Source organism: Streptomyces sp. NPDC031265 (assembly GCF_055570295.1).
The window spans coordinates 143,887-167,423 of the sequence record NZ_JBVIHM010000019.1; the positions used below are offsets into that span (position 1 = coordinate 143,887).

Genomic DNA, 23,537 nt, shown 5'->3' on the forward strand with positions numbered 1-23,537 from the left:
GCCAACAGCAAGGGCGGCACGCCTGCGGCCGACGCGTCAACTTGCGCGTGCACAGTGCAGCCCCGCACCGTGCACGCGCCGCCGCCCGCCTCGTAGAGTCTGCCGACATGGCATCCACTCCCGTTTCTCCCTCCGACGCTCTCGACGCCCTGCTCGCCGGGAACCGGCGCTTCGTGGCCGGGGCACCGTCGCATCCGAACCAGGACGCCGCACGGCGCGCCGAGCTCGCACCGGCGCAGAAGCCCTTCGCGGTGCTGCTGGGGTGCTCCGATTCGAGGCTGGCCGCCGAGATCATCTTCGATCAGGGGCTCGGTGACCTCTTCGTGGTCCGCACTGCCGGGCACGTCCTGGGACCGGAGGTCCTGGGCAGCATCGAGTACGGCACGAGCGTGCTGGACTGCCGCCTCGTCGTGGTCCTCGGGCACGACTCCTGCGGTGCCGTCGCGGCCGCCCGCGCCGCCGTCGAGGACGGGCTGCCCGCCGCCGGGTACGTCCGGGACGTCGTCGAGCGCGTCACCCCGAGCGTGCTGGCCGCCCGCGCCGCCGGTCTCACCTCGGACAGCGACCTCATCGACGCGCACATACTGCACACCGTGGACCTGCTCCTGGACCGATCCCGCGTTCTCGCCGACCAGGTCGCCGCCGCCCACACCGGCGTCGTCGGCCTGGCGTACCAACTCGCCGAAGGCAACGCCCGCCTCGTCACCGCTCACGGGATCCCGACCGCGTCAGCGTCCACCGGACGCACGCGCTGAGCACCCGCCCGGCCGGTCACGCCCGGGCCGGGCCCCGTTAGGTTGGCCGTATGTCTTCTGTACTTGTCATCGGATACGACCCGCAAGCGATCCCCGGCATCGACGGGAACAATCTCCGCGCCGCTCTCGACTCGGAGCTGACAAGGTTCGGGGAACACGGCATCGACGCGGCCATGGCGCTGGTCGTATTCGATGAATCGGCCGAGTCCGCACTCGTCGCGTCGCTGACCAGCCGCCCATGGGACGTGGTGGTCGTCGGCGGGGGAATCCGTAAGGCGGAGCAGTTGCTTCCGTTTTTTGAGCAGATCGTGAACCTGATCCACCGGCATGCTCCACAGGCGGCCATCGCGTTCAACACCAGCGGCGGGGACAGCGTTGAGGCCGCACAGCGGTGGCTCTGAATTCCGGCTGTTCGCGCTGAAGCGGCCTCCCCAGCGCCTCCGCGCCCAGCCCCTCCCGCCCATTGCCCCCTGAACCAACCTGTCGCTAGCCTGTGTTCGTCATTCCGGTCGTTGACCGGAGTTTCGAACATAGAGGGTGGGTGGCGGGCCATGGGGCGACTCGTGCCGGCGGTGGCCAGGGCGCTGGACGTGCTGGAACTCTTCCTGGAGAGCGAGGCGCCGCTCTCCGCGCCGGACGTCGTGCGCAGGCTCGGGCTTCCGCGTACGACGGTCCACGAGCTGGTGACCACGTTGGCCGCCCGCTCCTACCTGGTGGCGGCGCCCGAGCAGCCGGGACGCTACCGGCTCGGCGTCCGCACCTATCAGCTCGGCAGTCGGTACGCCGAGCAGCTGGACCTTGCCGCCGAGGGGCAGCAGGTGGCCCGCGAGGTCGCCGAGACGTGCGACGAGACCGTCCATGTGGCGATCCTGGAAGACACCGACGTCATTTACATCGCCAAAGTGGACTCCACCCACGCTGTGCGCATGGTCTCGGCGGCCGGCCGCCGTCTCCCCGCCCACTGCACCTCCGTGGGCAAGATGCTGCTCGCCTCGCTGCCGGAGGCCGAGCTCGACGCCAGGATCGGCGGCGTCGAGCTCGTCGCCATGACAGCCGACAGCATCACCGACCCCACCGCCCTGCGCACCGCGCTCGGCGAGATACGGGTCCGGGGGACCGCGTTCGAGCACCGGGAGTCCAACCCCGACGTCAGCTGCGTGGCCGCCCCCGTGCGCGACAGCGCGGGCCGGGTCGTCGCCGCGTTGTCCATCTCCGTACCGATGATCAGGTGGAGCGAGGCGCGCGAGACGGAGCTCGCCGAGCTGGCGCTGAAGGGCGCGGGCGACCTGTCCGTGCGGCTCGGCCACCGGGGCGTGCGATGAATCCCGAGGTGGCGGTGCGGGCAGACGCCGAGCTGGGCGAGGGGCCCACCTGGGACCCGGTGACCGGAAGGCTGATCTGGGTCGACATCCTGTCGTCACGGATCCACACGTACGAGCCGGCCAGCGGACGGCGTACGGTCATGGCGACCGGGCAGCACGTCGGCGCCGCGAAGCCGCGCGCGGGCGGCGGCCTCGTCGTCAACCTCCGTGACGGCATCGGGCTCTACGGCCCCGACGGCGCCTTCTCGTGGCTGCTGCGGGACCCCGTGCCCGGGCGGCGCGGCAACGACGCCGCGGTCGCGCCGGACGGCGCCCTGTGGGCGGGAACGATGCGCTACGACGAGGCGCCCGGCGGCGGCTCCCTCACCCGGATCGCGGGCGACGGCGCGGCCACCGCGCTGCCCGGCCCGGTGGCAGTCAGCAACGGCACCGCCTGGAGCCCGGACGGGCGGCTCATGTACTACGTCGACAGCCCGACCCGGCGCATCGATGTTCTTGATTTTGATGGCCGATTTGGCCACGACAGACGGCCGTTCGCGCTGATCGAGGACAAGGACGGCTTTCCCGACGGGCTCACCGTCGACGCCGACGGCTGCGTCTGGGTGGCGCTCTGGGACGGGGCCGCGGTGCGCCGTTACGACCCGGACGGCACGCTCGGGATGGTCGTCGAGCTGCCGGTGCGCCGCCCCACCGCCTGTGCCTTCGGCGGCCCGGACCTCACCGACTTGTACGTCACCACGGCCCGGACCGGTCTGCGGCAGCCGCACCCGCTCTCCGGGTCGCTCCTGGTGCTGCCCGGTATGGGACGCGGAATGCCGGGTACCGCCTTCGCCGGCTGAGCGGAAGGCGGTACCCGGATCCAAACACCTCAGCGCGTCGAGAAGGCGTGCACGGTCGACGTCCGGTACGTCTCGCCCGGGCGCAGTACCGTGGACGGGAAGGCGGGGTGGTTGGGGGAGTCCGGGAAGTGCTGGGACTCCAGGCAGAGGGCGTCGCCCTGGCGGTAGGTGCGGCCCGAGGTGCCGACCAGGGTGCCGTCCAGGAAGTTGCCGCTGTAGAACTGCATTCCCGGCTCGGTGGTGTACATCTTCATCACCCGGCCGGAGTGCGGCTCGGCGAGCGTGAGTGCGTACTCGGGGTCCGGCGTACTGCCTTTGTCCAGGACCCAGTTGTGGTCGAACCCCTTGCCGTACAGGAGCTGTTGATGGCCCTGGCGGATGTCCCGGCCGATCGGCTTCGTACGCCGGAAGTCGAAGGGGGTACCTGACACGCGGGCCAGTTCGCCGGTCGGTATGAGGCCCGCGTCGACCGGGGTGAAGCGGGCGGCGGCCAGTTCGAGGGTGTGGTCGTGGATCGGCCCGCTGCCCTCGCCCGCCAGGTTGAAGTAGGTGTGGCTGGTGAGGTTGACGACGGTCGCCCGGTCCGTGGTCGCCGAGTAGTCGATGCGCCACTCGCCGCGCGCTGTCAGGGTGTAGGTGACCTGGACCTTGAGTGTCCCGGGGTAGCCCATCTCGCCGTCCGGCGAGATACGGGAGAGCACGAGGCCCTTCCCGGAGCCACTGGCGAAGGGCTCCACGTGCCACATCTGCTTGTCGAAGCCCTTGGTGCCGCCGTGCAGGCTGTTCGCGCTGTCGTTGAGCGGCAGTTGGTAGGTGTGGCCGTCGAGAGTGAACTTGCCTGCCGCGATGCGGTTGCCGTAGCGGCCGATGAGGCCGCCGAAGTACGGGGACTTGGCGACGTAGTCGGCGAGGTTGTCGAAGCCGAGCGCGATGTTGGCCCGGCGGCCGTGGCGGTCGGGCACGTCGAGGCGGTGGATGATCCCGCCGTACGAGAGGACCTGCAGCCGGACGCCTCCGTTGGCGACGGTCCACAGGTGTACGGGAGTGCCGTCGTCCAGGGTGCCGAACAGCGTCCTGGTGGGGGTGCGGCCCGGCGCGGCGTGGGCCGTGCCGAGGCTCGTCGCGGCCACGCCCGTGGCGAGGCCCGCTGCCATCACCGTACGTCTGCTGGTGTTCATGTCCACTGCTCCTCCAGAAGGTGATGATGTGTCATGAGCCGACCTTGCGTTTGTTCCAGACGTCGAAGCCCACCGCGGCCAGCAGGACGAAACCCTTGATGACCTGCTGGTAGTCGGTGCCGACGCCGACGAGCGACATACCGTTGTTGAGCACGCCGAGCACCAGGCCGCCGATGATCGCGCCCAGCACCGTTCCCACGCCGCCGCTCATCGAGGCGCCGCCGATGAAGGCGGCCGCGATGGCCTCCAGCTCGAAGTTGACGCCCGCGTTGGGTGTGCCCGCGTTCAGGCGCGCCGCGAAGACGACACCGGCCAGGGCGGCGAGGACCCCCATGTTCACGAAGACCAGGAAGGTGACCCGCTTGTCCTTGACGCCGGAGAGCTTCGCCGCCGCCTGGTTGCCGCCGAGCGCGTACACATGGCGTCCCACCACCGCGTTGCGCATCACGAAGCCGAGCCCGATGAGCAGGGCGGCGAGCAGGAGCAGCACCACCGGCACACCCCGGTAACTGGCCAGGGTGAGGGTGAAGGCGAGGACGGCGGCGACCATCGCCACGCACTTGGTGAGGAACAGGCCACGGGGGAGCACATCGAGTTCGTACGCCTGCTCGCGGCGCCGGGAGCGCACCTCCTGGACCAGGACGACGGCGATCAGGGCCAGGCCCAACAGCAGGGTGAGATTGTGGTAGTTGGTGTCGGGGCCGATCTCCGGGAGGTATCCGGTGGAGATCTTCTGGAAGCCCTCGGGGAACGGGCCGAGCGAGCGGGATCCGAGCAGGATCTGGGTGCCGCCCCGGAAGAGCAGCATCCCGGCGAGCGTGACGATGAAGGACGGGATGCCGACGTACGCGATCCAGAACCCCTGCCAGGCGCCCGCGACCGCGCCGATGACGAGCGCGACGGCCAGGGCGAGCACCCAGGGCACATGGTGTTCCACCATCATCACGGCGCACGCCGCCGAGACGAAGGCCGCCAGCGAGCCGACGGACAGGTCGATGTGACCGGCGATGATGACGATCACCATGCCGATGGCGAGGACGAGGATGTAGCTGTTCTGGAGCACCAGGTTGGTGACGTTGTTGGGCTTGAGCAGGACGCCGTCGGTCCATATCTGGAACAGCACGACGATCAGTCCGAGCGCGACCAGCATCCCGTACTGGCGCATGTTGCGGCGGGCCGCGTCCAGGAGCAGCGCCCCGGCCGGGGAGCGCGGAGGCTCGGGAGCCCTCGGGGTGCTCGGTGCGGCGTCGGTGGTGACCGGACCCATTTCGGCTACCTCTTGTTCGTGGTCATGTCGTTCGTGGTCATGAGGCGCATCAGCACTTCCTGGGTCGCGTCCGCCCGGGCGGCCTCGCCGGTGAGCCGGCCGGCCGCCATGGTGTAGATGCGGTCGCACATGCCGAGGAGTTCGGGCAGTTCGGAGGAGATGAAGACGACGGCCTTGCCCTGGGCCGCGAGCTGGTCGATGACGGTGTAGATCTCGTACTTGGCGCCCACGTCGATGCCGCGCGTGGGCTCGTCGAGGATCAGCACATCGGGACCCGCGAAGATCCACTTGCTGAGGACGACCTTCTGCTGGTTGCCGCCGGACAGGCGCCCGACCGGCTCGAAGACGGTCGGCGCCTTGATGCCCATGGAGGTGCGGTACGACTCGGCGACGCGCCGCTCCTCGTGCTCGTCGACGATCCCGCGCCGGGACACCTTGCCCAGGGCGCCCATGGTGATGTTGCGGCTGATGGTGTCGATGAGGTTGAGGCCGTACTGCTTGCGGTCCTCGGTGACGTACGCGATGCCGTGGCCCACCGCCTCGGGGACGGTCCTCGTACGGATTCGGTGGCCGTCCTTCCACACCGTGCCGCTGATGCCCCGGCCGTAGGAGCGGCCGAAGACGCTCATGGCCAGCTCGGTGCGGCCTGCCCCCATCAGGCCTGCGACGCCCACGATCTCGCCCCGCCGGACGTGCAGGCTGACGTCGTCGACGACCTTGCGCTGCTGGTCGATGGGGTGGTGGACGGTCCAGTCCCGGACCTCCAGGGCGGGGTGGGCGCCCGGGTCGCCCGCGTAGGGGGTGCGTTCGGGGAAGCGGTGGTCGAGGTCGCGGCCGACCATGGCCCGGATGATGCGCTCCTCGGTGGTCTCCGGAGCCTTCACGTCGAGGGTCTCGATGGTTCTGCCGTCCCGCAGGACGGTCACCGAGTCGGCGACCGCCGCGATCTCGTTGAGCTTGTGCGAGATGATGATCGAGGCGATGCCCTGAGCCTTCAGCTCCAGGATGAGGCCGAGGAGATGGGCGCTGTCCTCGTCGTTGAGCGCGGCGGTCGGCTCGTCCAGGATGAGCAGCCGGACCTCCTTGGAGAGGGCCTTGGCGATCTCCACGAGCTGTTGCTTGCCGACCCCGATGTCCGCGACCCTGGTCTGCGGATGCTCGCGCAGGCCCACCCTCTTCATCAGCCGCGCCGCGTGCTTGAGCGTCTCGCCCCAGCTCACGATCCCGCGCCTGGCGTGCTCGTTGCCGAGGAAGATGTTCTCGGCGATGGAGAGGTAGGGGACGAGTGCCAGCTCCTGGTGGATGATGACGATGCCGCGCGCCTCGCTGGCCCTCATGTCCTTGAACGCGCAGGGCTCGCCCCGGAAGAGGATGTCGCCCTCGTAACTCCCGTGCGGGTGAACGCCGCTGAGGACCTTCATCAGAGTGGACTTGCCCGCACCGTTCTCGCCGCAGACGGCGTGCACCTCACCGGGCGCGACGGTGAGGGACACGTCGGAGAGCGCCCGGACGCCGGGAAACGTCTTGACGATGGAGCGCATCTCAAGAACGGGCGCCCCCATGTCCGGGGTGCTCACTTCAGGTCACTCGCCTTGATGTAGCCCGAATCGACCAGCGTGGCCCGGTAGTTGGACTTGTCGACGCTGACCGGGTTGAGGAGGAAGGCCGGCACGACCTTCTTCTCGTTGTCGTACGTCTTGGTGTCGTTGACCTGGGGCGTCTTTCCGGTGAGCACCGCGTCGGCCATCTGTACGGCCTGCTTGGCCAGCGCGCGGGTGTCCTTGTAGACCGTCTGGGCCTGGTCTCCCGCGATGATCGACTTCACGGACGCCACCTCGGCGTCCTGCCCGGTGACGATCGGGTACGGCTTGGCGGTGGTTCCGTAGCCGCCGGAGCGCAGGGCGGACAGGATGCCGATCGAGATCCCGTCGTACGGTGAGAGGACGGCGTCGACGCGCTCGGCGGAGTACGCCTTCGTCAGGAGGTCGTCCATGCGCTTCTGCGCGGTGGCGCCGTCCCAGCGAAGCGTGGTCACCTGGTTGAGGCGGGTCTGGCCGCTGCGCACGACGAGCTGCTTCTTGTCGATGTACGGCTGGAGCGTCTTGAGGGCGCCCTGGAAGAAGTAGCGGGTGTTGTTGTCGTCGGGGGAGCCGGCGAACAGTTCGATGTTGAAGGGGCCCTGCTTGCTGCTGCCCTGTGGGGTGTCCTTGAGGCCCAGCTTGTCGATGATGTACGTGGCCTGGAGCACCCCGACCTTCTCGTTGTCGAACGACGCGTAGTAGTCGACGTTCGGGGAGCCGAGGATGAGGCGGTCGTAGGAGATCACCTTGATGTGCTGGTCGGCGGCCTGCTTGAGGACGTCGCCGAGCGCCCGTCCGTCGATCGCCGCGACCACCAGGGCGTCCACCCCCTTGGTGATCATGTTCTCGACCTGGGCGACCTGCTGGTCGACGCTGTCCTCTCCGTACTGGAGATCGGTCTTGTATCCGAGCGCCCGGAACTGCGCGGCCATGTTGTTCCCGTCGGCGATCCAGCGCTCCGACGACTTGGTCGGCATCGCTATGCCGATCGTGGCTCCCTTGCCGCCCTTGGGCGTCGCCTTGCCGCCGCCCTCGCTGTCCTGACCGCAGGCGGTGAGGGCGAGGGAAAGGATTCCGGCGAGTGCGAGTGCGAGTGCGGCTGGTCGGGTGCGGCGCATGGTCATCAGTCCTTCGGGTTCGCGGGGAAGCGGTTCAGGGGGCCGGGGAGGCGGGAGCCGAGCGGGGACATACCGCCGTCGGCGCCGAGGCGGGCGAGCAGATCGAGGACGAGCCGGCCCCGGCGCACCCGCTCGCGGGCGGTGTCCAGGGCGGTGTCGCGCAGGTGGGCTCCGTAGGGGTAGATGCCGGGCGCCCGGGAGAGGCCGAACTTGAGGTAGAGCGGGGCGGCGCGGCGGATCAGCTCCCCCGCCTCGTACATCCGCACATAGCCGCCGAGGTCGTCGGGCGCCTCGATATAGAGGTCGAGCGGGACCCTCGACACCCGCCGGACCTCGGTGAAGTGAGCGGGCGTCAGATCGGAGGGGACGTTGACGGAGTCGGCGCCCAACTGCTCGTACACGGCCACCGAGGCCGGGTTGACGGGGCCGATCAGCGCGGAGACCTTGAGGGTGGTGTCGGCGGGCAGCAGGCCCCGCTCGCGCATCCGGTGCAGGCTCCACAGCACACCCTCGTCCGCGACGAGCAGACAGCGCACGCCCAGCTCGGCCGCCCGCAGCGCGTCTTCGACGCATCCGGCGAGCGCGTCGTGGCCACGGGCGCGCAGTCCCGCGCCGCCCGAGTCGCTGCGCGCGGAGGCGCCGGTGTCCCAGGTGCCGCGCGGCCCGGTGAACAGGCAGAGCTCGATGTCGCGCTCGGCGCAGCCCTCCACCATCTCGGTGATCTCGGCATCGGAGAGCATCCACACACCGCTGCCCTGGCTGACGCGGTGGACGGGCACGTCGAGACGGGACGACTCCTTCAGTACGACGGCGAGCGCCTCCGGGCCCTCGACAGAGGGAATCTCGGTGCGCCAGGTGCCTCCGTCGGGGAACGTGTGCGGGGAGGAGTCGGCGGGGTTGCCGTGCGGGGCGGCCAGGCCCAGTGTCGCCAGGGCCGGTTCGCCGGGGTGGCGGGGGCCTTCGGGGCCCGGGGCGGGGGCAGTGGCTGGTGCGTCGGTCACAGGCGGGTTCCTTGTACGAGAGGGTCGAGAGAGATGAGGTCGAGAGAGGCGAGGCCGGCCGATTCGTTCGATATTTCGAACGAGGTTCGGGTCATTGGGTGTGCGGAGATACGTGTGCGGAGGTGCCGCGGCCGCTGGGCGCCAAGTCGCGCCTCAGGGGCGCAGCAGTACCTTTCCGGTCTTCGGGTCACCGCCTCCGACCAGGGCGAGAGCGTCGGCGTACCGCTCCAGCGGGAATTCGTGCGTGATCAGCTCCGCCGGGTCGATGAGGCCCGTGCTGTAGGCCCGTACGGCGAACGACCAGGCGGCGGAGGGGGCGCCGAAGACGCTCCGCACGGTGAGCTGGCTCACCGAGAGGTGCACCGGGTCGATGCCCAGCGCGCCTTCGGCGAACATCCCGGTGAGGACGACCCGGCCCCCGCGGCGGGCGAGGAGGCAGGCGTCGGCGGCGGTGGTGCGGGCGCCGGCTGTCTCCACGACGAGGTCGTAGCGGCCGCGCACTTCGGGGGAGATGTCGGGCGTACGGGCCGCGGTCGCGCCCATGCGGCAGGCCAGCTCGGCCCGTTCGAGCCGGGGGTCGACGACGGCCAGCTCACCGGGGGACGAGGCGGCCAGGAACTGGACCGCGAGCAGCCCGAGCGTTCCCGCGCCGACCACCGCGACCCGTTCGCCCGCCTCCGGCGCCCCTGCCCGTACGGCGGCGGCGACCACGGCGGCGGGCTCCAGCAGAGCCGCGCCGCGCAGGTCCGCGTCGTCCGGCAGCGTGTGAAGCAGCCGGGCGGGCACCACCAGGTGGTCGGCGAAGGCGCCGGGATGGGTGAAGCCGGTCTCCGCGTACGCGGCGGAGCACAGGGAGGTGTCCCCGGCCCGGCACCGCTCGCAGGTCCGGCAGAAACGGAACCCTTCGGCCACCGCCTTGCGCCCCACCAGCGCGGGATCGACGCCGGATCCGGCCGCGACCACGGTCCCGGACCACTCGTGGCCCGGTGTGACGGGGTAGCGCACATAGCCGGGGGCGCGGTGGCCGTCGTACACCTCGCGGTCGCTCAGACAGATCCCGGCGGCGGCCACCTGGATGAGCACCTCGCCGGGGCCGGGCCCCGGGCGCGGCCCGGTGACCAGGCGGTGGGCGCCGGGCGCGTCGACGACGATCGCGCGGCTGGTCGCCCGGCCGCCGCCGGGATTCCCGGGCGTGCCGCCGCTCATGAACCCGCCCCGGACGCCTCGCTCGCGCGCTCGCTCATCCCGCCGCTCCCGAGGCCGTGGGGGCGCGCTTCTCCCAGCCCTCCGCCCACAGGTCGAACCGGGCCTGCTGCTGGGGGAACTCGGCGGCCGCCTCCACATCGAGCTCGACGCCGAGCCCCGGGGCCTGCGGCAGCTCGAAGTAGCCGTCGACCACCTGGGGGGCGCCCTTGACGACCTTCTTGATCTCCGCGTCCGCGAAGTCGTTGAAGTGCTCCAGGATCTTGAAGTTGGGGGTGCAGCCCGCCACTTGGAGGCTCGCGGCGGTGAGCACCGGGCCGCCCACGTTGTGCGGTGCGACGAGCATGTAGTGCGCCTCGGCGGTCGCGGCGAGCTTGCGGGTCTCCAGGATGCCGCCGATGTGGCCCACGTCGGGCTGGATGATGTCGGCGGCCTGCGACTCGAACAGCTCCCTGAACTCGATGCGGTCGTGGATGCGTTCGCCGGTCGCGACCGGGATGTCCACCTTGGCGGCGACCTTCTCCAGGGCCTTGAGGTTCTCCGGCGGCACCGGCTCCTCCAGCCAGGCGGGCTGGAACGGTGCGAGATCGCGGGCCAGGCGCACCGCCGTGGACGGCGAGAACCGCCCGTGCATCTCCAGCATCAGCTCCGTGTCGGGGCCGATCGCGTCCCGCACCGCCTCGATCAGCGACACGGCGTACCGGGTCTGCTGGTGGTCGAGCTCGAAGTGGCCGGTGCCGAACGGGTCGATCTTCAGCGCCCGGTAGCCGCGCTCGACGACCGCCCGGGCCGCCTTGTGGTAGGCCTCGGGGGTGCGCTCGGTGGTGTACCAGCCGTTGGCGTACGCCTTGACCCGGTCCGTCACCTTTCCGCCGAGCAGCTGCCATACGGGGACGCCGAGCGCCTTGCCCTTGATGTCCCAGCACGCCATCTCGACGACCGCGATGCCGGACATCACGATCTCGCCGGCCCGCCCGTAGTCGCCGTACTTCATCCTGCGCACGAGGTCCTCGATAGCGAACGGGTCCGATCCGGCGATGTGGTTGGCCTCGGCCTCGCGCAGATACCCGAGGAGCGCGTCGGTGCGGCCGAGCATCCGGGTCTCGCCGACTCCGGTGAGGCCCTCGTCGGTGTGGACCTGGACGTAGGTGAGGTTGCGCCAGGGAGTCCCGACGACGTGAGTGCTGATTCCCGTGATTCGCAAGGCAGTGGCTCCCGAGGCTGCGACCCATGACGTTCGATATTTCGTCACACGTTCGAAATGTTGGCGTGACGGTAATAACGTGCGGTCGCGGGTGTCAATGGGTCGCGCGGGAACGGTTCCGGAGTCGGTGTCGGTCATCGCCCTCAGTAACGGCCCGGTGTCGCCCCGGGTGTTGACGCGGGGGCGGGGAAAGCGGAATGCTCCCGGCGGCGCAATGGCGTCGAAATGCAGAACACTGTCCGAAATCTCGAACTCGCACCGAGAGCTGAGGAGTTCAGCATGACCTCACGCACCCCCACCGGACCGGCCGAGCAACCCGACTCCGGGCCCAGCCGCAGAGCGATCGTCACGGCGCTGGGCGCACTGCCGCTGGCCGGAGCGATCGGCCCCGCGTTCGCGGCCTCCCCGGCACGGGCGGCCGACGCGCTCCCCGTGCCCGTCGCGCACTGGGCCTTCGACGAGGCGGCCGGAACCGCTGCCGCCGACAGCGCCGGTGGCCGCACGCTCACCTTCAACGCGGGTGCGCGCTGGGGAGCGGCGAAGTCGGGGGCCTCCAGCCTGGATGTCTCGGCGGGCGGCAACGCCACCGCGCGGGGGCCCGCCGTGGACACCACGAAGAGCTTCAGTGTCTCCGCCTGGGTCCGGCTCAGCGCCACCACCGGGTATCAGACCTTCGTCTCCGTCGACGGCGCCCAGGTCAGCGGCTTCTTCCTGCAACTCCGGGACGACACCGGCGCGTTCGCCTTCACACGGCTGCCGTCCGACGGCACCTCGGCGAACGCCTCCGCCGCCGTCGCCGGTGCCTCCTTCGCCCCCGCGACCGGCATCTGGTATCACCTCCTCGGCGTCGACGACGCGGCGGCCGGAGCCGTCCGGCTCTACGTCAACGGCGTCCTGGAAGGTGAGGTCCCCTACGCCGGCGGCTGGCGCGCCACCGGCGACACCGCCGTCGGGCGCGGCCTCTTCGGAGGCGGCGAGGTCGACCAGGCGCACGCCCTCATCGACGACGTCCAGGTCTTCGACACCGCCCTCACCGCCGAGCAGGCCGCGGCCCTCGCGGGCGTGCCGGTGGACTCCACCCGGCCGCTGCTGACCGTCGACACCACCCGGCCCGGCCCCGTGGTCAGCCCGGAACTCGGCGGCATCTTCTTCGAGGACATCAACCACAGCGGCGAGGGCGGCCTCTACGCCGAACTCGTCAACAACCGCAGCTTCATGGCCGCGACCACGCCCCTGCACTGGTTCACCGTAGGCCGCGCCACCTTCGCCGTGGACGCCGGCCAGCCGCTCAACCAAGCCCTCACCCAGTCACTGCGCGTCACCGCCACCGCCGCCGGAGACGGCGTCGCCAACGAGGGCTTCTGGGGCATCCCGGTCCGCCCCTCCACCAGCTACCGCGCCTCCCTCCACGCCAAGTCACCCTCCATCACGGGCAAGGTGACGGTCTCGATCGTCGGCACGGACGGCACGGTCCACGCCACCGCGACCACGGGAGCGCTCACCAGCGGGTGGCGCAAGCACGAGTTGACCCTGCGCACCGGACCCGGCGCCCCCATCACCCTCAACGCCCGCCTGGTCGTCACCGCCCCGGCCGCCGGAACGCTCTGGCTCAGCCAGGTCTCGCTCTTCCCGCCGACGTACAAGGGCAGGCGCAACGGCCTGCGCGTTGACCTGATGGAGAAGCTGGCGGCCCTGCAGCCCAAGTTCCTGCGCTTCCCCGGCGGCAACTACCTCGAAGGCAACGTCATCGCCGACCGCTTCGACTGGAAGAAGACCATCGGCCCGGTCGAGCAGCGGCCCGGACACCGCAACTCCGCCTGGGGGTACTGGTCCACCGACGGCCTCGGCCTGCCCGAATACCTTCAGATGACCGAGGACCTGGGCTGTACCCCGCTGCTGTGCGTGTACGCCGGATACTCCTTGCAGGGCGCGCACGTCACCGGTGATGCCCTGAAGCCCTTCGTGCAGGACGCCCTCGACCAGATCGAGTACATCACCGGGCCCGCCACCTCGGCCTGGGGCGCCAAACGGGCGGCCGACGGGCACCCGGCGCCCTTCCCGCTCAAGTATGTGGAGATCGGCAACGAGGACTGGTTCGACAAGTCCGGCTCGTACGAGGAGCGTTATGCCGCCTTCCACGACGCGGTCAAGGCCAGGTACCCGGCCCTCAAGCTGATCGCCACGACGCCGGTCGCCTCCCGTCCGTACGACCTGATCGACGAGCACTACTACCAGTCGCCGTCGGCTTTCCAAGCGGGCTCCCACAAATACGACGGCCGGGACCGCCGCAGCCCCAAGGTGTTCGTCGGGGAGTGGGCCGCGCAGGAGGGCCGCCCCACGCCCGACCTCGACGCGGCGCTCGGCGACGCGTCCTGGGTGGCCGGGATCATCCGCAACTCCGACCAGGTCCTCATGGAGTCGTACGCGCCGCTGTTCAGCCACGTCAACGACAACACCTGGGCCACCAACCTCATCGCGTACTCCGGCCTGACCAGCTACAACTCGCCCAGCTACTACGCACAGCAGATGCTGCGCACCCGCCGGGGCACGGTGGTGCTGCCCACCGAGGTGCGCGCGCTGCCCGGCCTCAACGTCGTCACCACCCATGACCCGGGCAGCCACCGCATCTACCTCGCGGTGGTCAACACGGGAGGCACGGCCCGTAAGACGGCCGTTTCCCTCCAGGGGGTTGCCCGTACGGCACCGACCGGCGCCGTCACGGTCCTGGCCGCAGCGGACAGGAAGGCCACCAACACACTCGCCGACCCGGAGGCGGTGGTCCCGCACAGCCGGTCCGTCAGCGGCATCACACCCGCCTTCACGGCGACCTTCGCCCCGTACTCGGTCACGGTCCTGGAGGTGCGGACGGCCTGAACGGCCGGCGGTGAGGAGGCGCGGCGCGTGCCGCCGGTGTGAGCGGGGCCGCCGGACGCGTCGCGAACCCGCGACGAGTCACGCTGTATCACGAGTGTGACAAAGCGTGTGGTCTTCCTCATTGCCCGGGCGATCCGTCCTTTGATGGGGTGGGCGCATGCGTCCCGCCGCCCTCCTCGCCGCCTGCGCCCTCGCCGCGAGCACTGTCCTCGTCGCCGGATGCGGATCGGAGAACGCCGCCTCCGGCTCCCGCGCCGCGTCCGGTTCGCCGACGTGCGCCTCCCGCCCGCCCACCGGCGACCCCGCCGACCTGAAGCGGGACGGCGTGACCATCCTCAGCCAGGGCTGCGGCCCCTCCCCCAATGTGCCGACCGAGTTCGAGGTCACCAACACGGAGACCGAGCCGTTCACGTACACCATCTCCTTCGAGGTCCGGAACGGCTCCGGGGAGGTCACCTCCAACCCGCACCGGACAGTGGCCTCCGTGGCGCCGGGCCAGACCGTACGTAGGACCCTGGAGCTGGGAGAGGTCCCCACTGTCGATGCGCGCGTGCGCATCGGCAAGGTGCGGGCGGTCCCGGCGGACGAGGCCTCCGAGGTCTCCGGGAAGTGCCCGCCCTCGGGGATGCGCATCACGATCGACCAGGGCGATGCCGCCATGGGGCTCCGCGCCGTGGGGCTCCACCTGGCCAACTGCGGGACCGGCGTCGTCAAAATCAACGGCTACCCCCGCCTCCAGCTCCTCGACGAGAAGCGGCGGCCGCTGACCGGCGTACGGATCCTCGACGGCACCGGCGCGATCTCCACGGCCGGAGGCCCGGACGCCCCGCCCCGGCTGGTGACACTGCTGACGGGAGAGACGGCGTACGCCTCCCTGATGTGGCGCAACACCACCGAGTCCGGCACCCCCGTGAACGTCCCTTACGTCCGGGTGGCGGCGAAGCCCGGTTCGCCGACGGCCATCGTGACCCCGGAACTCGACCTCGGAACCACGGGAAGGCTGGGCGTCGGCCCCTGGACGAAGGACAAGGCTTCCCGCCCGTCGACTCCCGACGGCTACAGCGGGGCCAGGCCCGGCCGGACCCCGGGTACGACGGGGGAGTAGGCGGGCTCGTCCGCGTAGCCGCCGAGGCTGATGGCGGGATCGACCCAGGTTGCCGGGCCCCTGTATACCGATGGGCGGCCAATGCCCTGATTGCCCACCCGTGTCCAACTCCGGCACATACACAAACCGGCGAGTCGCTCACATCGGACTCCTGTGGGGCCCGGTGTCACCTGTCACCCTCCGCTGCCCCATGATGGCCCGCATGTCCCACACCTCCAGGCGCAGCCTGCTCGCCGTCTTCGCGGCCTCGGCTGCCACCGTTCCGCTCAGCGGTCTGGCCGCCGCCCCGGCGCGTGCCGCCGTTTCCGCCGGCTCCGCCGGGTCTCTCGCGGCGCCCGCCGGTCTGGCCTCGCCGCGCTCCTCGGTCACGCTGCCGCCGCTGAACGCCTCCTACTTCAGCCAGCTGACGCTGAACACCCCGCTCACCGCCGCCGTGCTGTCGGGCGCCCCGGCCCGTACCGAGGTCACCTCCGGCGGCAAGCGCGTCGCGCTGCTGACGCACGGCGCCCGTACCGTCGTCCTGCCCGGCCCGCAGCGTACGTTCACGGAGAACAAGAAGGCCTTCGTGGACGACTTCGGGCGCACCCTGCCGGACGTGTCGCTGCCCGTGGCCGACCGCTCGTACTGGGGCACCTCCCCGGGCGGCGGCAGCTGGTCGACCCTCGGGCCCGCGGACACCGACTACTCGGTCGTGCCGGGCGCTGGTGTCATCGCCCTCACCACCGACTTCGCCAGCCGACACGCCACCCTTCGCGACGGCGAGATCACGGACTTCGACGTGCGGTCCGTGGCGCACTTCGACAAGGTGCCCGCGGGCCAGGCGTGCTCCTACGCGCTGTCCTTCGGCTACCAGGACACCAGCAACAACTACCGGGCCCGGTTGTCCTTCCTGACGACCGGCGCGGTCGAACTGCGCGTCGAGAAGGAGGTCGCCGACAAGGTCGACCTGCTGCCGAATTCGACCGCCCTCACCCTCGCCACGGGCGTGTCCGCCGGCACCGACTGGACGATCCGGGTACGCCGCGAGGGCACCCGCATCCAGGTCAAGGCCTGGCGTACGGCCTCCACGGAACCGGCCGCCTGGACCGTCGACGTCAGCGACGCCACCTTCGGCAAGGGCCGGGTGGGCCTGCGCGCCCTGGCCAACAACGGCTGCACCAACCTGCCGGTCAAGCTCGCCGTCAGCCGCTTCCAGGTGGACGAGTCCACCTGGGCCGCGCCGCCGAGCGTCACCCACGGCGACTGGGTGCGGGTCCTGCCCGAGCCCTTCGACGGGAACTGGACGCCGGAGCTGGAGAAGACCATCCGCTCCTGGGCGGGCTCGACGGCTCCGGACGTCCTCGCGTACGCGGCGATGTTCCTGGCCGACGGCCCCGCCGTGGTCAGCGGTTCCGGGCCCGCCAAGGACAAGCAGGTCCTGGGCGAGGCGGGTTACGGCTACCTGGATCCGCAGGGCTACCGTTATGAGGGTGCCGACTTCCACGAGTACATGAACACCGGCTGGACCTTCCCCGACGGCACCTACACCGGCCCGTCCAGCAAGCAGGTCGGCAACCTCGACTGCTCCGGGTATACGCGCATGGTGTACGGCTACCACCTGGGCGTACCGATGGCCGCGGGCGAGGACACCTCCCGCACGCGCATTCCGCGCAAGTCCCGGCACATGGTCGACTACGCGCCCGGTGTGCGCATCGACCAGACCGACGGTACGAACCCGCCCGCCGCGACGCTGCTCCAGCCCGGTGACCTGGTGCTGTTCAACGCCGACTCCGGCGACGACAACCCGACCGTGACGGTGGACCACGTCGGCATCTACCTGGGCGCGGACGCGGACGGCAAGCGCCGCTTCCTCTCCAGCCGCAAGACGAACAACGGCCCCACCATGGCGGACCTGGGCGGCGCCTCGCTGCTCGACGGCTCGGGCACGTACGCCAAGAAGCTGCACACGGTCCACCGCATCTGACGGCGGTGTTTCGACGGCGAGCCGGAGGCCGTCCGCCCCGGGCAGTGCTGAGCACGGCCCGGGCGGACGGTCCGGCGTCCCGCCGGTTCTGTTCCGACCGTTCCCAAACGTGTCGGCGTACTGCCCAGGGGGCGACCACGGCAGTTCGACGGGCGGCAGGCGGTGGACGCGGCCTGCCCGGCCTTCTGGGCGAAGGGTTACGCAGCCACCTCCACCCAGGACCTGTGCGAGGCCACCGGTCTAGGCCGGAGCAGCATCTACAACACCTTCACCTCGAAGGACCACCTCTTCCTTCGCGCACTGGCCCACTGCATCGAGACCATGACGGCCCGTCAGTTCGCCGTCCTCGACGAGGAGGGGAGTACCGGATTGGAGCGGATCCAGGCCCTGTTCGCGATGCTCCTCGAAGGGGAGATGGAGAACCGTGACCCCGGGCGGGCCTCCGGCTGCTTCACGGTCAACACCCTCACCGAGCCGGTCTCGGCGGACGATCCCGAGGTCGCCCGGCTCCTCGCCAAGGACCTGGAGCGGCGCCTGGACTCCTTCCGTGCCGTGATCGAGGAAGGGCAGCGGGACGGCTCCATCAGCTCCTCGCGCGACGCCGCCGGGCTCGCCTGGTATCCCACCTCGGTGATCTCCGGAATGCGAATCGCCTCCCAGGCCGGCGCCGACGGGCTCGGCCACTGACCACCCGCTGCCCGACCCTCCGGGTGTGCGCACCTCGTACCAGGTCGGCAGTCGTCATACCCGAATGTGGGCTGATCGATACAGAGCGGGAGGGGATGTTTCCCATGCCCGAGTCCGTCCGCCTCATGGCGTCCGCCGCGGTCGTGGAGGGCCTCCTGGCCGATACCGTCACCGGGCGGCCTATGGGACGTCCCGGCCGCGAACGAGACGATGAACCGGGCCGTACGCAACGCGGGCCGCCCCGGGCTCCTCTTCCTCTAGGGAACGCTGGCTCCGGACGGAGGGACGCTCAGCCCCGGCGAGAGTGACGCCCCCGGCCTCGGGCTGACCCTGAGGGGGAAGCGGGCGGAGAAGTACCGCGTTGTCTGACATACAGTCAGAAATGCGATAAGACACGGTAGTTGGGCGGACTGCGGACACCCCGCGACGCCGAGACCGATCGAGCAAGCCGTGCTGTGGCTGCCGGGCTGAGGGCGGCGGTCTCCAGCACCGCCGCACCGCCCGGCAGGGCCCGGCAGGGAAAGGCCCCTGGCGTCTGCGTCGTGCCGTGGGTTACGCGGGCTGGTTGGTGACGTAGAAGCCGGCGTCGTGGATAGGGGTGATCTCGGCGGTCTCGCCCTGCGCGGCCAGCCATTCCTCGCGGAGGCGGGCGGCTTCGTCGTCGGCCTGGGAGGCGGGGACGAGGCGGCCGTCAGGGGTGAGACGCATCGGCGTGTCGCCGGCGGGGCGCCAGTCGAAGCGGGCGGCGATCTTGAAAAGGTCTTCCTGGGTGAGGGGGCCGCCGTTGTCCTTCTCGGCCTGGAGGGCGGTCGGGTGGTAGTCCTCGTAACCGCCGGGCATGTGGAGGGTGAGGAAGTGGGCACCCTCGCCGGGCGGAGTGGCCCAGGTGTGGCGCGTGCCACTGGTGATGTGGGCGAGGGCGCGCGGGCGCAGCTCCACGACCTCGTCGTCGACCTGGACCAAAAGGGTGCCGGAGACGACGTAGTAGGTCTCCGTGGACTCGGCATGGGTGTGCAGCGGAGGGCCCGACCAGGCCGGGCCCTGGCGGGTTTCCACCCAGGAGGCCGCTTGGCCGGTCATCTTGCTGGAGAGGACGATCTCGAATCCGCGGCGGCCTTCGGGGCGCTGGCCGGGGAGGACGATGTGCGTCATAAGAGGGCTTCTCTTTCCGCTTGATAATGGCTTGAGTTCTGATCTACCCCACATCGGGCCTGTTCGTCTGCGGGCCCCGTCCGCAGTCGAACGCGGACGCCCTTCCGCCCGGGGCTGCCACAGCGTCGGCTGAGACCCCCGTCACCTCCTGGGGTTCTCCTGCTGGCGGCACGGGTGATGGCTCACAGAAATCGCTCCGTGGTGAACACCCCTGTGATGAGGTGGACTTCCTGTCCGTTCCACCTGTCCCAGGAGACTGCCTGGCTGTTTCTCCACAGGAAATTTTCAGGAACTGCGTCTACGCCGGTGCGCTGACGCATAACGCTGACGCTCTTGCCGAACTGTTTACCGAGGACGGCGTCCTGGAGGCACCGCTCGTGCCTGCCGACGTGGCTTTCTCCAGGCGGATGGAGGGGCGCGAGGAGATCCGTAGGTCGATGGCGGCGACCACTCCCGGCAGCGCGGACCTCTGCCTGGTCACCGAGCTGCCCCAGAGCCGGGTTCTCGACCACCTGGCCGTCTGCGGCATCCCCGTGGAAGAGGGCCCCGTGCCGCGCACCGGCGCCAGAGGCCCGATCACCAGTACCTACTTGCGTGATCCCGACGGCAATCTGATCGAGATCAGCACGTACGACACGAGCGCCGTCAGCTGACGGGTTCGGCGGGGAGGTGGGAGCGCGCGTCGAAGTCCGCGCGGGCCGCCAGGATCTCCCGAGCGTGTTCGAATGACCAGTCGGCGATCGCGGTGGTCAGTCTGCCTGCGGCGACGCCGACTTCGGTCAGCGCGTACTCGACACGCGGCGGGGTGGTGGGGTACACCGTGCGCTCGACCAGACCGTCGCGTTCCAGGGTGCGCAAGGTCTGCGTGAGCATCTTCTGGGTGATCCCGTCGAGGAGGCGACGCAGTTCGTTGAAGCGCATGGGGCCCTCCGCGCGCCGCAGTGCGGCCAGGACGTACATCGACCACTTGTTGGCCAGCACTTCGACGACGGTCCGGGAAGGGCAATCGCTGCGGTAACCCGCGTGCGGCTCCGCAGGAGAGTGTTTCGAGGTGGTATCCATGAGGTACCTAGGTACCAAAAAGGTGCCTACTTTACAACCGACACCCATTCCTTCGAGGATGAAGATCGTCGCCCGCTCGGAGCGATCGGACATTCAAGGAGGAGTTCTTGTGGCCAGCACCATGCGCGCCGTGCACCTCAACGCCTACGGAGGCCCCGAGGTCCTCGAGCTCGTCGAAGTCGCCAGGCCGGAGCCGCGTGCTGACGAAGTGCTCGTGCGGATCAGCGCTGCCGGGGTCAACCCGGCCGACTGGCGGATCCGTTCGGGCGAGGTGCGCCGGTTCGGTGAGCCGCCGTTCACGCTCGGCCTGGATCTGAGCGGCACCGTCGAGGCGGTCGGCCCGGAGGTCTCCCGGTTCCGGCCGGGCGACCACGTCTTCGGGGTGGCCTTCCCGCCCCATGGCTCGTACGCCGAGTACGCAGCGGTACCCCAAACCGCGCTGGCTCTCGCCCCGACCGCGCTCGACCTCGTGCACGCCGCGGCGCTTCCCGTGACGGGGCTGACCGCATGGCAGGCCCTCGTACGCACGGCACAGGTCCGCGAGGGCCAACGTGTTCTCGTGCATGCCGCGGCAGGCGGCATCGGCCATCTCGCGGTCCAGATCGCCAAGGCGCACGGCGCGTACGTCGTCGGCACCGCTCGCTCCCCCCACCACGCCTTCCTCCAAGATCTCGGCATCGATGACGTCGTGGACTACACCGAAGCCGACTTCGCGAAGCGGCTGAGCGGGATCGACATCGTGATCGACCCGATCAGCGGCGACTACGGCCCACGCTCACTGGAGGTGCTGGCTCCCGGCGGCGTGCTCGTGGACGTACGCGGTACCGGCCCGGACCGCACCGCGCTCTGCACGCAGGCGAAGGCGCGCGGTCTGCGCCTGGTCGAACTCGGTTTCACCCCGTCGGGCACGGATCTGGAGCACATCGCCGCCCTCGTGGACCGACACGCCTTGCGTGTCGCCGTCGAGCAGGTCCTCCCCCTCGAAGCCGCCGCTCGGGCCCACACATCCAGCGAGTCCGGCCGGACCCGGGGCAAGATCCTCCTCAAGGTGGCATGAACCACGCCCGGCTCCCATGGGCCGGGTCCCACTCAAGCGGTCTGCCGCACCGGACGCGCCCACAGCAGCACCGCCGTGGCAGCCGCCAGCAGTGCGACGCAGCCGCTGAAGATCAGGCCCGACTGCCGCAGGCCCAGCGTGACGGCCATGATTCCGACTCCGACCACGGGGATCGAGATCGCCACGTACAGCACGACGAACAACGCGGAGGTGATCTCCGCTCGCCGCTCGGGCGGGCTGTGTTCGCTCACCTCGGTGACCCCGGCCCTGAACGACAGACCCTGCCCCGCACCCGCGGTGATCGCCCCCAACACCAGCAGGGGCAGGGAGGCCGTCAGCAGCGCGGAGGAGATCAGCGCCATGCCCGCCACGAGGGCCACGCAGCCCCACGGCAGCGCCCGGCGGACACCGACTCGTCCCATCAGCAGCTGACCGGCCGTCGACGCCGCGAAGACCGTGAAGACCACCGTGCCGGAGACCGCCGGTTCGCTCACCCCCACCACCTCGCTCAGGAAGCTCGGTGCCACCGAGGTGAACAGCCCCATGGTGGCGAACCCGGCGAAGCCCGCCATGGCCGCCGGGACGAAGGCGGGGCGCACCTGCGGTGGTACGCGCAGGCGTCGGGGGCGGCGCGACGTGCCGTCCCGGTCCCGTACCGTCTCCGGGATCAGCAGCACGCCGACGACGGCCGCCGCCACGAGTGCCAGGTCCACGATGAACACCTGCCGGAGCGGGTCGGGCGCGTACTGCGCCATCAGACCCGCCAGCAGCGGTCCGCTTCCCAGGCCGCCCATGTTGGCCGCGGTGGCGATCAGTGTGGCGGACGCGGCCCATCGCCGAGGGGCGAGCTCCACCACGGCAGCGGTCGCGGTTCCCGTGAACAGCCCCGCGGACAGCCCCGACAGCACCCGGCCCGCGAACAGCTCCGGCAGCCCGCGCTCGAAGAGGAAGGACACCGCGCTCAGCGCCGACAACACCAGCCCGGCCAGCAGGACCGGCCGCCGGCCCACGGAGTCCGACAACTGCCCCAGCAGGAGCAGTGCCGCGATGACACCGACCGCGTAGACCGCGTAGATCACCGTCACCATGAACGAGGAGAAGCCCAACTCCCGCTGATACATGCGGTACAGGGGAGTGGGCAGCGTCGTGCCGCACATCGCGACGGCGAAGGCGTAGGCGGCCACGGCGAAGGGCCAGCCGCGCCCGGTGCCGTACGTGCCGAGGCCGGCGTCGTCCGCTTCGCTCGCGGATGCGTGGTTGCTCACCGCGACTGCCTATCAGGAACACCCCGGTCAGGGCCGCGCGCCCCGCGCGCCGGCGGTGATGACTCACCGGCTGGGCGAAGACGACGACACGACCAGGGGTCGGTTTGCGGCACGCGTGCCAGGGGTCCGGGACCGGACGGTGGGGCCACGACAGGGCCGGGGTCTCATGTGTCCGGGGCCCGGGGCGCCGACGGTATGAGGGCATCGACCGAACCTCGGGCCGTGCCCGGCACCCTCGGGCAGTGCCCGGTCTGTGAGTCCCTCATGCTCTCCTCCCGTTGACCCGTTGACCCGTTGACCCGTTGACCCGTAGCCCTGGACGCATCGGCTCCGGCCTTGCCCGTCTTCCCTTGCAGGTATGGGCCGGTCCCGCCTCGGGGGACGAGCTGACCGGTAGCGCCCGGCGGCTGGAGACCGATCGGTTCGTGGTCGTCTCCGACCGCGGAGTCCCGGCGGCCTCCACCCCGCGTCCTGCACCACCCCGGTGCGGCCGCTCCCACCAGCCTGGTGGGAGCATCGGGCAAGGACACCGTCCCGACCGCCGACCTCCCTCCCGACGCCGTGATCGTCGCCCTCGGCGCCACGAGCGTCCTCGACGCCGTCGGCCAATGGGCCGCACACACCCGCCGTGGCCCCCTCCTGCTGCCAGCTGGACCTGGAACAGCGCGGCGGCCGTACCTTCGAGGGTGTCGCCGTGCGCGTCGCCCAGTGCATCCTCGCCATGGCCGCCGCGGTCTGGCACAACCACAAGACCGGTGCCCCGTCCTGCACTCGCTGACCGCCTTCGATCACTGAACACATCGGAACCACCGCCTAGGGCGTGTTTCGAAAGTAGCGTCGTCCGCCCGAAGGGCGGGCCCGGGTGCGTATGCTGTCGGGGATCGTAAGAGGAAGGGAGGGGACAA

At 70.5% G+C, this 23,537-nt stretch carries 20 protein-coding genes and 1 pseudogene; 11 read left to right on the forward strand and 10 right to left on the reverse strand.

What is annotated here, in order from left to right:
* Positions 1-107: 107 nt before the first annotated feature.
* The 4 genes from ACZ499_RS26480 (at position 108) to ACZ499_RS26495 (ending at position 2,916) form a co-directional block, all read left to right on the forward strand.
* Positions 108-755 (forward strand): carbonic anhydrase, encoded by a 648-nt coding sequence (locus ACZ499_RS26480; protein ID WP_468678523.1) that lies wholly within the window; start codon positions 108-110, stop codon positions 753-755.
* Positions 756-805: 50 nt separating this feature from the next.
* A complete protein-coding gene (locus tag ACZ499_RS26485) occupies positions 806-1,156 on the forward strand; it encodes a hypothetical protein (protein ID WP_468403949.1) in 351 nt (116 codons plus the stop codon).
* Positions 1,157-1,306: 150 nt separating this feature from the next.
* Complete coding sequence (locus ACZ499_RS26490) at positions 1,307-2,077, forward strand: IclR family transcriptional regulator (RefSeq protein ID WP_468678525.1); 771 nt, start codon at positions 1,307-1,309, stop codon at positions 2,075-2,077.
* Positions 2,074-2,916 (forward strand): SMP-30/gluconolactonase/LRE family protein, encoded by an 843-nt coding sequence (locus ACZ499_RS26495; protein ID WP_468678527.1) that lies wholly within the window; start codon positions 2,074-2,076, stop codon positions 2,914-2,916. The genes ACZ499_RS26490 and ACZ499_RS26495 overlap by 4 nt, the downstream gene beginning before the upstream one ends.
* Before the next feature lie 29 nt (positions 2,917-2,945).
* Here ACZ499_RS26495 and ACZ499_RS26500 read toward each other — a convergent pair whose 3' ends face one another.
* The 7 genes from ACZ499_RS26500 to ACZ499_RS26530 form a co-directional block, all read right to left on the reverse strand.
* Positions 2,946-4,094: an aldose epimerase family protein gene (locus ACZ499_RS26500; protein ID WP_468678528.1), complete on the reverse strand. Its 1,149-nt coding sequence runs from the start codon at positions 4,092-4,094 to the stop codon at positions 2,946-2,948.
* Positions 4,095-4,125: 31 nt separating this feature from the next.
* Positions 4,126-5,361 (reverse strand): multiple monosaccharide ABC transporter permease, encoded by a 1,236-nt coding sequence (mmsB, locus tag ACZ499_RS26505; protein ID WP_468678531.1) that lies wholly within the window; start codon positions 5,359-5,361, stop codon positions 4,126-4,128.
* Positions 5,362-5,366: 5 nt separating this feature from the next.
* Positions 5,367-6,923 (reverse strand): multiple monosaccharide ABC transporter ATP-binding protein, encoded by a 1,557-nt coding sequence (mmsA, locus tag ACZ499_RS26510; protein WP_468678561.1) that lies wholly within the window; start codon positions 6,921-6,923, stop codon positions 5,367-5,369.
* A gap of 11 nt (positions 6,924-6,934) precedes the next feature.
* A complete protein-coding gene (chvE, locus tag ACZ499_RS26515) occupies positions 6,935-8,059 on the reverse strand; it encodes a multiple monosaccharide ABC transporter substrate-binding protein (RefSeq protein WP_468678533.1) in 1,125 nt (374 codons plus the stop codon).
* A gap of 5 nt (positions 8,060-8,064) precedes the next feature.
* Positions 8,065-9,060, reverse strand: a complete 996-nt coding sequence (locus tag ACZ499_RS26520) for a hypothetical protein (RefSeq protein ID WP_468678535.1) — start codon at positions 9,058-9,060, stop codon at positions 8,065-8,067.
* 153 nt (positions 9,061-9,213) lie between these two features.
* Complete coding sequence (locus tag ACZ499_RS26525; protein ID WP_468678537.1) at positions 9,214-10,266, reverse strand: zinc-dependent alcohol dehydrogenase; 1,053 nt, start codon at positions 10,264-10,266, stop codon at positions 9,214-9,216.
* 34 nt (positions 10,267-10,300) lie between these two features.
* On the reverse strand, positions 10,301-11,467 hold the full coding sequence (locus ACZ499_RS26530) for a mandelate racemase/muconate lactonizing enzyme family protein (protein WP_468678539.1): 1,167 nt from the start codon (positions 11,465-11,467) through the stop codon (positions 10,301-10,303).
* Between the two features lie 279 nt (positions 11,468-11,746).
* Between ACZ499_RS26530 and ACZ499_RS26535 the strand changes: the two genes are divergently transcribed.
* The 4 genes from ACZ499_RS26535 to ACZ499_RS26550 all read left to right on the forward strand — a co-directional run bounded on the left by ACZ499_RS26535 (position 11,747) and on the right by ACZ499_RS26550 (position 18,096).
* Positions 11,747-14,341: an alpha-L-arabinofuranosidase C-terminal domain-containing protein gene (locus ACZ499_RS26535; protein WP_468678541.1), complete on the forward strand. Its 2,595-nt coding sequence runs from the start codon at positions 11,747-11,749 to the stop codon at positions 14,339-14,341.
* Between the two features lie 157 nt (positions 14,342-14,498).
* Positions 14,499-15,446: a DUF4232 domain-containing protein gene (locus tag ACZ499_RS26540; protein ID WP_468678542.1), complete on the forward strand. Its 948-nt coding sequence runs from the start codon at positions 14,499-14,501 to the stop codon at positions 15,444-15,446.
* 202 nt (positions 15,447-15,648) lie between these two features.
* Positions 15,649-17,409 carry an NlpC/P60 family protein gene (locus tag ACZ499_RS26545; protein WP_468678544.1) on the forward strand — a complete coding sequence of 587 codons (1,761 nt, stop codon included), beginning with the start codon at positions 15,649-15,651 and terminating at the stop codon, positions 17,407-17,409.
* A gap of 162 nt (positions 17,410-17,571) precedes the next feature.
* Positions 17,572-18,096: a TetR/AcrR family transcriptional regulator gene (locus tag ACZ499_RS26550; protein WP_468678547.1), complete on the forward strand. Its 525-nt coding sequence runs from the start codon at positions 17,572-17,574 to the stop codon at positions 18,094-18,096.
* A gap of 552 nt (positions 18,097-18,648) precedes the next feature.
* Here ACZ499_RS26550 and ACZ499_RS26555 read toward each other — a convergent pair.
* Positions 18,649-19,248 (reverse strand): cupin domain-containing protein, encoded by a 600-nt coding sequence (locus ACZ499_RS26555; RefSeq protein WP_371649570.1) that lies wholly within the window; start codon positions 19,246-19,248, stop codon positions 18,649-18,651.
* A gap of 377 nt (positions 19,249-19,625) precedes the next feature.
* On the opposite strand from ACZ499_RS26555, the gene ACZ499_RS26560 reads away from it, so the two are divergent.
* Positions 19,626-19,901 (forward strand): VOC family protein, encoded by a 276-nt coding sequence (locus tag ACZ499_RS26560; protein ID WP_468678549.1) that lies wholly within the window; start codon positions 19,626-19,628, stop codon positions 19,899-19,901.
* Here the strand turns inward: ACZ499_RS26560 and ACZ499_RS26565 are convergent.
* On the reverse strand, positions 19,894-20,229 hold the full coding sequence (locus ACZ499_RS26565) for a winged helix-turn-helix transcriptional regulator (RefSeq protein WP_468678551.1): 336 nt from the start codon (positions 20,227-20,229) through the stop codon (positions 19,894-19,896). The genes ACZ499_RS26560 and ACZ499_RS26565 overlap by 8 nt on opposite strands.
* Before the next feature lie 190 nt (positions 20,230-20,419).
* Here ACZ499_RS26565 and ACZ499_RS26570 point away from each other — a divergent pair, with 190 nt between their 5' ends.
* On the forward strand, positions 20,420-21,367 hold the full coding sequence (locus ACZ499_RS26570) for an NADP-dependent oxidoreductase (protein ID WP_468678553.1): 948 nt from the start codon (positions 20,420-20,422) through the stop codon (positions 21,365-21,367).
* 32 nt (positions 21,368-21,399) lie between these two features.
* Here the strand turns inward: ACZ499_RS26570 and ACZ499_RS26575 are convergent, their stop codons facing one another.
* The gene (locus tag ACZ499_RS26575) at positions 21,400-22,551 is read right to left on the reverse strand and encodes an MFS transporter (protein WP_468678562.1); all 1,152 of its coding nucleotides are present in this window, start codon (positions 22,549-22,551) and stop codon (positions 21,400-21,402) included.
* A gap of 727 nt (positions 22,552-23,278) precedes the next feature.
* Here ACZ499_RS26575 and ACZ499_RS26580 point away from each other — a divergent pair.
* Positions 23,279-23,427 (forward strand): annotated as a pseudogene (locus ACZ499_RS26580) (IS982 family transposase); the annotation flags it as partial.
* Positions 23,428-23,537 lie beyond the last annotated feature (110 nt).

Excerpts from the sequence above, each read along its gene's own strand:
- ACZ499_RS26480 (WP_468678523.1), top strand. The coding sequence starts at position 108 with ATGGCATCCACTCCCGTTTCTCCCTCCGACGCTCTCGACGCCCTGCTC.
- ACZ499_RS26485 (WP_468403949.1), top strand. The coding sequence starts at position 806 with ATGTCTTCTGTACTTGTCATCGGATACGACCCGCAAGCGATCCCCGGC.
- ACZ499_RS26490 (WP_468678525.1), top strand. The coding sequence starts at position 1,307 with ATGGGGCGACTCGTGCCGGCGGTGGCCAGGGCGCTGGACGTGCTGGAA.
- ACZ499_RS26495 (WP_468678527.1), top strand. The coding sequence starts at position 2,074 with ATGAATCCCGAGGTGGCGGTGCGGGCAGACGCCGAGCTGGGCGAGGGG.
- ACZ499_RS26500 (WP_468678528.1), bottom strand. The coding sequence starts at position 4,094 with ATGAACACCAGCAGACGTACGGTGATGGCAGCGGGCCTCGCCACGGGC.
- mmsB (WP_468678531.1), bottom strand. The coding sequence starts at position 5,361 with ATGGGTCCGGTCACCACCGACGCCGCACCGAGCACCCCGAGGGCTCCC.
- mmsA (WP_468678561.1), bottom strand. The coding sequence starts at position 6,923 with ATGGGGGCGCCCGTTCTTGAGATGCGCTCCATCGTCAAGACGTTTCCC.
- chvE (WP_468678533.1), bottom strand. The coding sequence starts at position 8,059 with ATGCGCCGCACCCGACCAGCCGCACTCGCACTCGCACTCGCCGGAATC.
- ACZ499_RS26525 (WP_468678537.1), bottom strand. The coding sequence starts at position 10,266 with ATGAGCGGCGGCACGCCCGGGAATCCCGGCGGCGGCCGGGCGACCAGC.
- ACZ499_RS26535 (WP_468678541.1), top strand. The coding sequence starts at position 11,747 with ATGACCTCACGCACCCCCACCGGACCGGCCGAGCAACCCGACTCCGGG.
- ACZ499_RS26540 (WP_468678542.1), top strand. The coding sequence starts at position 14,499 with ATGCGTCCCGCCGCCCTCCTCGCCGCCTGCGCCCTCGCCGCGAGCACT.
- ACZ499_RS26545 (WP_468678544.1), top strand. The coding sequence starts at position 15,649 with ATGTCCCACACCTCCAGGCGCAGCCTGCTCGCCGTCTTCGCGGCCTCG.
- ACZ499_RS26555 (WP_371649570.1), bottom strand. The coding sequence starts at position 19,248 with ATGACGCACATCGTCCTCCCCGGCCAGCGCCCCGAAGGCCGCCGCGGA.